General features: G+C 67.3%; 9 protein-coding genes and 1 pseudogene. 6 read left to right on the plus strand and 4 right to left on the minus strand.

All coding sequences use genetic code 11. The features are described 5' to 3' along the window. Positions 1-39 precede the first annotated feature (39 nt). On the minus strand, positions 40-669 hold the full coding sequence (locus VD972_RS31325; RefSeq protein WP_324992451.1) for an RlmE family RNA methyltransferase: 630 nt from the start codon (positions 667-669) through the stop codon (positions 40-42). Positions 670-744: 75 nt separating this feature from the next. Between VD972_RS31325 and VD972_RS31330 the strand changes: the two genes are divergently transcribed. The 3 genes from VD972_RS31330 (at position 745) to VD972_RS31340 (ending at position 2,427) form a co-directional block, all read left to right on the plus strand. Continuing rightward, positions 745-1,167: a hypothetical protein gene (locus tag VD972_RS31330; RefSeq protein ID WP_324992452.1), complete on the plus strand. Its 423-nt coding sequence runs from the start codon at positions 745-747 to the stop codon at positions 1,165-1,167. 56 nt (positions 1,168-1,223) lie between these two features. After that, entirely contained in the window at positions 1,224-1,511 is a 288-nt protein-coding gene (locus tag VD972_RS31335; protein ID WP_324992453.1) for a hypothetical protein, read from the plus strand. A 91-nt stretch (positions 1,512-1,602) separates the two neighbouring features. Continuing rightward, the gene (locus VD972_RS31340) at positions 1,603-2,427 is read left to right on the plus strand and encodes a phytanoyl-CoA dioxygenase family protein (RefSeq protein ID WP_324992459.1); all 825 of its coding nucleotides are present in this window, start codon (positions 1,603-1,605) and stop codon (positions 2,425-2,427) included. Here VD972_RS31340 and VD972_RS31345 read toward each other — a convergent pair. From VD972_RS31345 to VD972_RS31355, 3 genes are all read right to left on the minus strand, one after another. Continuing rightward, complete coding sequence (locus VD972_RS31345) at positions 2,414-3,355, minus strand: methyltransferase domain-containing protein (protein ID WP_324992454.1); 942 nt, start codon at positions 3,353-3,355, stop codon at positions 2,414-2,416. The two genes, VD972_RS31340 and VD972_RS31345, sit on opposite strands and share 14 nt — an antisense overlap. A gap of 38 nt (positions 3,356-3,393) precedes the next feature. Further along, a complete protein-coding gene (locus VD972_RS31350; RefSeq protein ID WP_324992455.1) occupies positions 3,394-3,942 on the minus strand; it encodes a Uma2 family endonuclease in 549 nt (182 codons plus the stop codon). A gap of 543 nt (positions 3,943-4,485) precedes the next feature. Beyond that, positions 4,486-5,964 carry a serine/threonine-protein kinase gene (locus VD972_RS31355; protein ID WP_324992456.1) on the minus strand — a complete coding sequence of 493 codons (1,479 nt, stop codon included), beginning with the start codon at positions 5,962-5,964 and terminating at the stop codon, positions 4,486-4,488. 160 nt (positions 5,965-6,124) lie between these two features. On the opposite strand from VD972_RS31355, the gene VD972_RS31360 reads away from it, so the two are divergent. The 3 genes and pseudogenes from VD972_RS31360 to VD972_RS31365 form a co-directional block, all read left to right on the plus strand. Beyond that, entirely contained in the window at positions 6,125-7,003 is an 879-nt protein-coding gene (locus VD972_RS31360) for a hypothetical protein (protein WP_324992457.1), read from the plus strand. 121 nt (positions 7,004-7,124) lie between these two features. Next, positions 7,125-7,463 carry a pentapeptide repeat-containing protein gene (locus VD972_RS45595; RefSeq protein ID WP_414654161.1) on the plus strand — a complete coding sequence of 113 codons (339 nt, stop codon included), beginning with the start codon at positions 7,125-7,127 and terminating at the stop codon, positions 7,461-7,463. Positions 7,464-7,647: 184 nt separating this feature from the next. Next, positions 7,648-8,015: pseudogene (locus tag VD972_RS31365) on the plus strand (RCC1 domain-containing protein); the annotation flags it as partial.

The raw sequence follows: 8,015 nt of genomic DNA on the forward strand, positions 1-8,015 counted from the left end.
CTCCCAAGCAGCAGCAGGCCCATGAGCTCTGACAACCGCTCAGGGCGCAGCGGCCTTCAGGCGCAGCCCCACCAGGTACACCTCCATGCTCGCACCCCGCGTGGCCTCCGGACGCACCACCTTCACGTCCTCGTAGTGCGCCCTCACCTGCCCGCGGAACTCCTCGCAGTCGCCGCCCATGAAGAGCTTCGCCACGAAGCTCGAGCCCGGCCTCCCCCGCCCCACCGCGACTTCCAAGGCCTTGCCCGCCAGCCGCAGGCTCCGCGCCTCGTCCGTGGCCTTGATGCCGCTCGTCTTCGGCGCCATGTCCGAGATCACCGCGTCCCACGGCCCGTCGTACAGCTCGCGCAGCTTCGCGTCGAAGTCCTCTGCCAGCACGTCCAGCACCGCCGTCGTCACGTGCTTCTGCGAGAACGGCCGGATCGCCACGATGTCCACCCCCACCACGCGCCCCGACGTCCCCACACTGTCGGCCAGGATCTGCAGAAAGCCCCCCGGCGCCGCCCCAAGATCCAACACCGCCCCACCTTTCCTCACAATGGGGAAGCGCTTGAGAATTTCATCCACCTTGAAGGCCGAGCGAGCCCTGAGCCCCTCTTGCTTCGCTTTCTGGAAGTAGTGGTCTTTCGGCCGGTAGGGCTTGCCCATGACGATCGGGGTCCCTACCATTCCGTGCTGTGCTCGGGGAAGTGTTGGCTGGTCGCGGGTGTCAGGTACCCGCACATGTGGTGAGTCGGAGGCTCCATGGGTTCCCGTAGCGTGGTGACGGCCATCTGCGTGTCCCTGCTCTCCATGGGCGGCGCGGGCTTCTGCTACACGCGCGCAGCGGCCCTGCACTCCGAGGCCCGCTGGTTGATGGAGCGTGGCACCGCCCAAGCAGTCGAGTACGCCGAGCGCCTGGACAACACAGTGGCGGACGCGCAGCTCAAGACGTTCGCCGCGCGGCGCGAGGTGATGGAGCGCGCGCACGGGTGGCAGCGTGGGCAGATGCTCGGGTTGATGGCGGGGGCACTCGCAGCCCTGGTCGCTTACATGCTGCAGCTGCTGCGGCGGCTGGACTCGCAGCTGGAGGATGCGGCCCTCGAGGCACCTCCCGTGACGGTCTCCATGTCCGGGCCTGCCTCCTCGGAGGCCTCGTCGCCGCTGGTGGCCACGCCCCACCGCTGAACGCTCGCCGCTCCCCGCCTGGCGCTGGCAAGATGCCGCCCTCACGGGGAGGTGCCATGACCGGCTGCGCTCACTGCGGGAAGCCGCTCGACATCGTTGGAAACCAGGTGGGGCGGCGCGACACCTGTCCGCACTGTAGCGAGGAGCTGCGCTCGTGCCGCAACTGCCGCCACTTCGATCCCTCCGTGGCCAAGGAGTGCAAGGAGCCCTTCGCGGATGTGCCCTCCGACAAGGACTCGGCCAACTTCTGCGAGCTGTTCCAGATCGGCGAGGGCGGCCTCCACGCCAAGGAGAGCAAGGACCAGCTGGTCTCCGCCGCGGAGTCCCTGTTCCGCAAGAAGTGAGCCCGTCCGGCCTGCCGCAGCGCTGCAGGCCCCCGGCGGGGCTTTGGCGGACCGCGACGTGACGTGACAGCTTCAGGGGTTGTCACGCAAGATGCCGAGCGTGGCGATCCTGGATCGGGACACCGTGGAGGCATACCGGCGCGACGGGGCCGTCTGTGTGCGGGGGCTGTTCAGCCCGGAGCTGCTCGACATTGCCCGGCGGGCCATCGACGCGGTGCTGGCCGCGCCGAGTGAGCTCGCCATCGTCGCGAGCCGTCCCGATGATCCCGGCCGCTTTGTCGAGGACTTCTGCAACTGGCGGCGCATCCCCGAGCTGGAGGAGCTGGCCCGCAGATCACCCGCGGCGGCCGCGGCGGGCGAGCTGATGGGCGCCTCCGTGGTGCGCTTCTTCCACGATCACGTGCTGGTGAAGGAACCGGGGACTCGTCAGCGCACGCCCTGGCACCAGGACCAGCCGTACTACGACGTGGACGGGTTCCAAGGCTGCAGCATGTGGCTGCCCGTCGACCCGGTGTCCCGCGCGTCGACGCTCGAGCTCATTGCCGGGTCTCACCTCGGGCCGTGGTTCCTGCCTCGCACGTTCCTCGACGGGCAGGCGAAGTGGTTCCCCGAGAACAGCCTGGCCGAGCTGCCCGATATCGACGCCGCTCGCGAGCGCTTCCCGATCCTCGGCTGGGAGCTCGAGCCGGGTGACGCGGTCTTCTTCCACTTCCTCACCCTCCACGCCTCCGCAGGTGTGGAGGGCCCGCACCGCCGCCGGGTGCTGTCGCTGCGCTTCCTCGGGGATGACATCGTCCACGCCCCACGCCCGTGGCGCACCTCACCTCCGTTCCCCGGACTGGAGTCGGAGCTGCCCGCCGGTGCCGAGATGGACCACCCTCTCTTCCCAGTGCTCTGGCGACTCAACCGCGCCTGAGGACGCAGCCGCGCCCTCCTGTCCGAAGGTTGATGGCTGGCATGCGCTGCCGCAGCACTTCGAAGCCGGCCCGCTCGGCGTCCTCTCGCAAGAAGGGAATGGGGAACATGACGTTCTCCAGCACGACGATAGATCCTGGAGCCGTGAGCGCATGCAGGCGCCTGAGGACCTCGGGGGACTTGTTCCGCTTGTCTGCCTCCGGTTCCCCCCGAGCGCATGAGCCCATCTCGAAGACGGCGGTCGCGACGATGAGATCAAAGGGGCCTGGCAGCTCGGTGTGGAGGAAGTCGCCTTGGATGATGTGGGGGCTCTCGATCTGCGGTCCCAGGTCCACGCCGAGGACCTCCGCCCCCAGGCGCAGCAGCTCCAGCAGCAGGCCCCCCTCTTGAGGCCCCACCTCCAGGACCTTGCGCCCTCGCAGGTCTCCGAGCGCCAGCTCCGCCCTCATCAGCGCCTGGACCTGCAAGATGTGAAGGGGAGGCTTGACGCGGGCGCGCACGGCCTCGAGTTGCGTGAGCAGCTCGGCGGCCTCCTGTGTCACCGTCTCCAGCTCGCCGATCAGGGTGCGTGCCACGCGGGCTCCCGGCTCCGCGGTTCCTTGGAGCGCCTGGAGGTGGGCCTGGGGCCATCCGCTCTCGGAGTAGGCGGTCCGGATGTCCTGATGGAAACGCGTGTCCGCCGGAAAGACGGGGGAGTACTCCTGGAGCTCCAAGGGGAGCCGCTTCGACCAGCTCTCGTCCGCGAAGTGCGCCTCACACCGGGCGCGCTCTGCTTCGCTGCCCGCATGATGAAAGGCGACCTCCATGAGCGCGCTGGAAGGGTTTGGCAGGGCCTCTAGCTTCTGGAGGAGCGAGGCCCGCGCGGAGCCCTGGCCCTCGGCCGTGCCGTGAAGCAGCTCCCAGAACTCCTGACTGACAGGTCCACTCATTCCTCCCCTCGTACTACAGGCCCGTCCTGCCGGGAACATCACCCCCAGAGAAGTGCCAGCTCCAGAGTGAGCACCTCGAAGGGCTCGGCGCGCACGAGCCCTGCGCCCTTGTGGAGTTCCAGCTGCGTGTAGCGTCCTTCTTCGAGCCGGAGCACCTCCAGCGAGCATTGCTCGGGGTCCACGATCCACAGATGGCCCACACCCTCTCTGGCGTACACCGGCAGCTTGAACTTCCGATCCAGCGTCTGCGTGGACGGTGAGAGCACCTCGCAGACCCAGTCAGGGGGCAGGGTGAGAGCGGCGGCCCGTGGGAACACCGGCATCCAGCGACGCCTCCACCCAGCCACATCCGGCACGAGCACGTCCTCGTCCAGGCGCAGCTCCGGCTCATCCAAGATGAACCAGCCTCCGGGAGCTGGCTCCCCCAGATCGAAGCGGCTCAAGAGCAGCGCACCCAACCGGGAGGCGGCCATGGCATGGGGCGTCGCCGGTCGAGGGCTGACGTACAACGCTCCCGCGATGATCTCCCCTACAACGTTCTCGGGGAGTGCCTCGAGCTCCGCGAGTCTGGCGGGGTTGCGTCCCATGCCTGCACCATTCTGACTTGGACCCTACCTCCCAGGTAGCCTCAACGCAAGTTGCCGAGGGTGGACCTCTTCAGAGCGCCTAACAAAAATAAGGGTTAGGCCTTTCTCACAAGGGGGGAAATCAATCAGTACTTGATGCAGGGCTGCAATGCCACATTCCGCGGTCGAATCTCAGAGTCGTCCCATTGGATTCCGATCATCCCGGCCGGCCCATTCCAAAAACCGCCAAACACGTTGCCGTTCATTCCCGTCTTCGGAAAGTAGTACGGCCCGTGCACGTAGTTCCCTGGCCCGATATTCCTCATGCTGAATGACTTGAAGTCCTGCGCCTGCCACGAGCCCATTGCACGAGCAGTGTCGATGCCTCGTCCCCTTGGTCGCTCTCAGACTGCCGGCACTTCCCATCCTTCCCAGGGCGCTGCTGGGCGGGATGCGGCTTGGGGAACCCGTCCGCGAGCACCTCCTGTTCCGGTGCCATGGAGGGCTGCAGGGTGCCGCACCCGAGGGCGAGCGCTGCGAAGATGACGATGAGCTGGCGCATGCTCATGGCGTCCCCGAGGTGGGCGGGCGCAGAGGACGCCCACTCGCAAAATAGCATTTGCCCTCATGGTCATACATCTCGTCACCACACGGAGCTGCCTCCCCTTCAATCGGCCCCCTCCAGCACCCGCCGTTGATCTCCCGTTCGCCGCGCTTGCAGGGGGGCGTCCTCTGACCTGGGAGCGGCTCCTCAGGCATGGACCTCCCTAGGGAGAGCAACGTGGGCAGCACGGACCCCGGCACGTCCTGGACGCTGGACAGCGCCTCCTCCGCAACGCCCCCGTCCGTGGCGAACGGGGCCAGCTCCTCAGGCGTGGCCAGGAAGGACGCCCGCTCGGGAGGCTCGGGGCGGGAGGGTTGCACCACCCGCACCGCCAGGGCCACGACCATGCCGCTCACCAGGCCCGCGCTGACCAGGGAGCGCCAGGAGGGGAACGCGGGGCGGCGCCGCTCCTCCCGCGAGGAGTCGGTGCTCGGTGGGCGCGCTGGAGCCGTGTCGGAGAGCCGCTCGTCATCCTGCCCGTCCGAGAAAGCGTCCGAGCGGATCTGCCCCCCCTCCTCCGTGGGCACGGCGCTGGGAGTGAGGAGAATGGGCTTGTCTGCCGCGGGCCCCGCCGTCTCCACTAACCCTTGGACATCCTGCTCGAGCTGCTCCGCGGTGCCCCGCGCCTGCCTGTCCTCGCAGAGCAGCCGCAGGGTGAGCGCTTCCAGCTCCAGGCTCACCGTGGCCATGGCGCTCGGGGGCAGCACCTCCCGCTCCACGGGCTCTCCCCCGTCCGTGCACGGGGGCAGGTACACCCCCGTCACCATGCGGTAGAGCACCACTCCCAGGGCGTACAGGTCATCGGCGGGCGTGGAGTGCCAGCGCGCTTCGCTGTCCTTCCTGAAGAGCCACATGAATGCCTTCTGCTCCGGGGGCCGGTAGGCGGTGGTGCCTGGGGGCGCGGTGGTGTCCGTGAGGGGCTTTGCGCCAGCGAACCAGCCTGAGCCCCAGTCCACCAGCACGGCCCTGCCTGCGGCGGTGACGCGGATGTTGTCTCCCTTCACATCCCGGTGCACGGCACCGCGGGCGTGGGCCGTGGCCAGGGCGCCCGCGAGCTGGGCCAGCACCTGCAGCACCTCCCGCGAGGAGCGCGGCTGCTCCCGAAACCAGTCGTACAGCGTGAGGCCCTCCACCCACTCCATGACGAGGTAGGGGTAGCGCTGGCCCTTCGGGGAAGTCCACACGCCCATGTCCTCGTACCCGGGAATGCAGGGGTGCAGACAGCGCTGGAGCAGCTCCGCCTCGCGCGGGAAGCGCGGATCCTGGGGGTTGCGAGCCATCTTGAGAGCCACCGGGAGCGCCTCGGGGTGGCCGGCTCGCTGGGCCCGGAACACCACACCGAAGGTGCCCGAGTCCAGGCGCTCGAGGATGAGCCAAGGGCCCACGGTGAAGCCGTGCACCGGGGCGTGGGGATCGACGGCTGTCACTTCATCGCTCATGAGGGTTCTCCGGAAGAGGCTGGGAGCTGGGGAGAACCCTACCGCAGAGGTAGTCCGGAGAACACCCGCCCCCTTGGGTAGCGTGCTCGACTGCCAGGGTCCGTACGCCCTCGGTGGTACAGACCGGTCAAGAAACCCTGCCCTACCGTGATCACCCTCCATGTCACGGTCCACTGGGCGGCTTCCGCTCCGGCAGAGTTGCCATATCCCTCGGTCCTACGGTCTCGTCCTCAGCCTCGCGCTCGGCCTGCTGCTGCCCTCGGGCACTCATGCCGCCACGGATGGCGATGCTCAGACCTATCTGCGCTCGGCCAAGCAACTCTTGGAGAGCCTCGATTATGAGGAGGCGCTCGAACAGCTCCGTCTGGCCAGACAGGTGTTTCGGACCCGGGAGCAAGAGGTCACGCTGCTCCTCTACGAAGGCATCCTGTTGGCGGAGCTGACCCGGTGGGCCGAGAGCACCGCCGCCTTCAGAAACGCATTGGCGTTGAACTCGGAGGTGCAGTTTCCCGTGCAGGTCTCTCCCAAGGTGAAGGAACGCTTCGAGTCCTTGCGTGAGCAGGCGAAACGCGAACAGGCAGCCATCCTGCCCCCCGCGTCAGAACACGACGCTCCCCTAAAGAAGCCCGAACCGCCGATCGCGTCGGCGATCGAGACGTCCTCGCTCCCGCCGCAGTCGCCTCTCTCAGTTGCCGCCGCCAGTTCCTCACCGAGGGAGCGCTCGCAAAGCTATTCCCTTGTCCCAGCGATTGCTGGAGGCGGCCTGGTAGTGGCGGGCGGAGTCTCCTGGGCCCTCTCTCGCGGTGAACTCAACCGCCTGCGCACGGCTTCGCCCAGCCTCATGAGGGAGAAAGATGTGCGGCGCAGTGTCTCGCGGGGGCGCACTTTGCAGACGCTCGGTATCACCCTCTTGGGGGCGGGGGCGGCTGGACTGCTCACGGCGGCAGGTTTCTACGTGCTCGGAGGACCTGCCGAGCCCATGACACTCGGCGTGGGAACAACTGGGAGCGCCGCCATCATTCACTGGAGGTGGCCATGAGCCCAGGAGTTCTAATGAAGTGCGTCCTCCGTGGAATTCTTGCGCCCCTGCTGTTCGCGCTCTCTGGCTGCATCGACTTCGGTCAGGCGAGTGAGAGGTTCTGCCAACACCACCCCACTCGCTGCGGCGTTCCAGACTCAGGAGTTCCAGACTCAGGAGTTCCAGACTCAGGCGTTCCAGACTCAGGAGTTCCAGACTCAGGCGTTCCAGACTCAGGCGTTCCAGACTCAGGCGTTCCAGACTCAGGCGTTCCAGACTCAGGAGTTCCAGACTCAGGACTTCCAGACTCAGGAGTTCCAGACTCAGGCGTTCCAGACGGAGGTCTGCCCCACAACACTCCTCCCTCCTTCACGGAAAGCACACAGTCTGCTTCGCACGTGGAGGCGCATGGCACCGCCACCTTCCATGTGGCAGCACGGGATGCCGAGAGCAGTTCACTGAACTTCTCCTGGGCGGCTAGCGCAGGTTCCCTTGGAAGTGTTCAGAGTACCGGCACCACCAGCGACGTGGTCTGGTCCGCCGGTACCTGTCTAGCCGGTGGCGCGGTGACCATCACCGTCACGGTCCTGGACGAGCAAGACCTTTTCTCGACCAAAGCCTTCACCGTCTCGACAACTCGCTGCCCCCCCACCTTCATCACGAGCGGGAGTAGTCATTCTTTGAGCCTGATCTCGGACGGAACCGTCCGGGCCTGGGGCCGCAACTCCTCTGGCCAACTCGGCGATGGAACTACCACCCAGCGCCTCACCCCCGTCCAGGTGGCGGGCCTCTCCGGCATCACTGCTCTGGCTGCTGGCTCCTCCCACTCTCTGGCCTTGCGCAACGATGGCACCGTCTGGGCCTGGGGCTCCAATTCCTCTGGCCAGCTCGGCGATGGAACCACTACCCACCGCCTCGCCGCCGTCCAGGTGGCGGGCCTCTCCGGCATCACTGCTCTGGCTGCTGGCTCCTCCCACTCTCTGGCCTTGCGCAACGATGGCACCGTCTGGGCCTGGGGCCGCAACATCTATGG

Origin of the sequence: Hyalangium sp. (assembly GCF_035629615.1) — a bacterium.
GTDB lineage: Bacteria > Myxococcota > Myxococcia > Myxococcales > Myxococcaceae > Hyalangium.

What these genes read in the sequence shown, in the direction of transcription:
- VD972_RS31330 (WP_324992452.1), top strand. Translation starts at nt 745, where the DNA reads ATGGGTTCCCGTAGCGTGGTGACGGCCATCTGCGTGTCCCTGCTCTCC.
- VD972_RS31340 (WP_324992459.1), top strand. Translation starts at nt 1,603, where the DNA reads ATGCCGAGCGTGGCGATCCTGGATCGGGACACCGTGGAGGCATACCGG.
- VD972_RS31350 (WP_324992455.1), bottom strand. Translation starts at nt 3,942, where the DNA reads ATGGGACGCAACCCCGCCAGACTCGCGGAGCTCGAGGCACTCCCCGAG.
- VD972_RS31360 (WP_324992457.1), top strand. Translation starts at nt 6,125, where the DNA reads ATGTCACGGTCCACTGGGCGGCTTCCGCTCCGGCAGAGTTGCCATATC.
- VD972_RS31345 (WP_324992454.1), bottom strand. Translation starts at nt 3,355, where the DNA reads ATGAGTGGACCTGTCAGTCAGGAGTTCTGGGAGCTGCTTCACGGCACG.
- VD972_RS31325 (WP_324992451.1), bottom strand. Translation starts at nt 669, where the DNA reads ATGGTAGGGACCCCGATCGTCATGGGCAAGCCCTACCGGCCGAAAGAC.
- VD972_RS31355 (WP_324992456.1), bottom strand. Translation starts at nt 5,964, where the DNA reads ATGAGCGATGAAGTGACAGCCGTCGATCCCCACGCCCCGGTGCACGGC.
- VD972_RS31335 (WP_324992453.1), top strand. Translation starts at nt 1,224, where the DNA reads ATGACCGGCTGCGCTCACTGCGGGAAGCCGCTCGACATCGTTGGAAAC.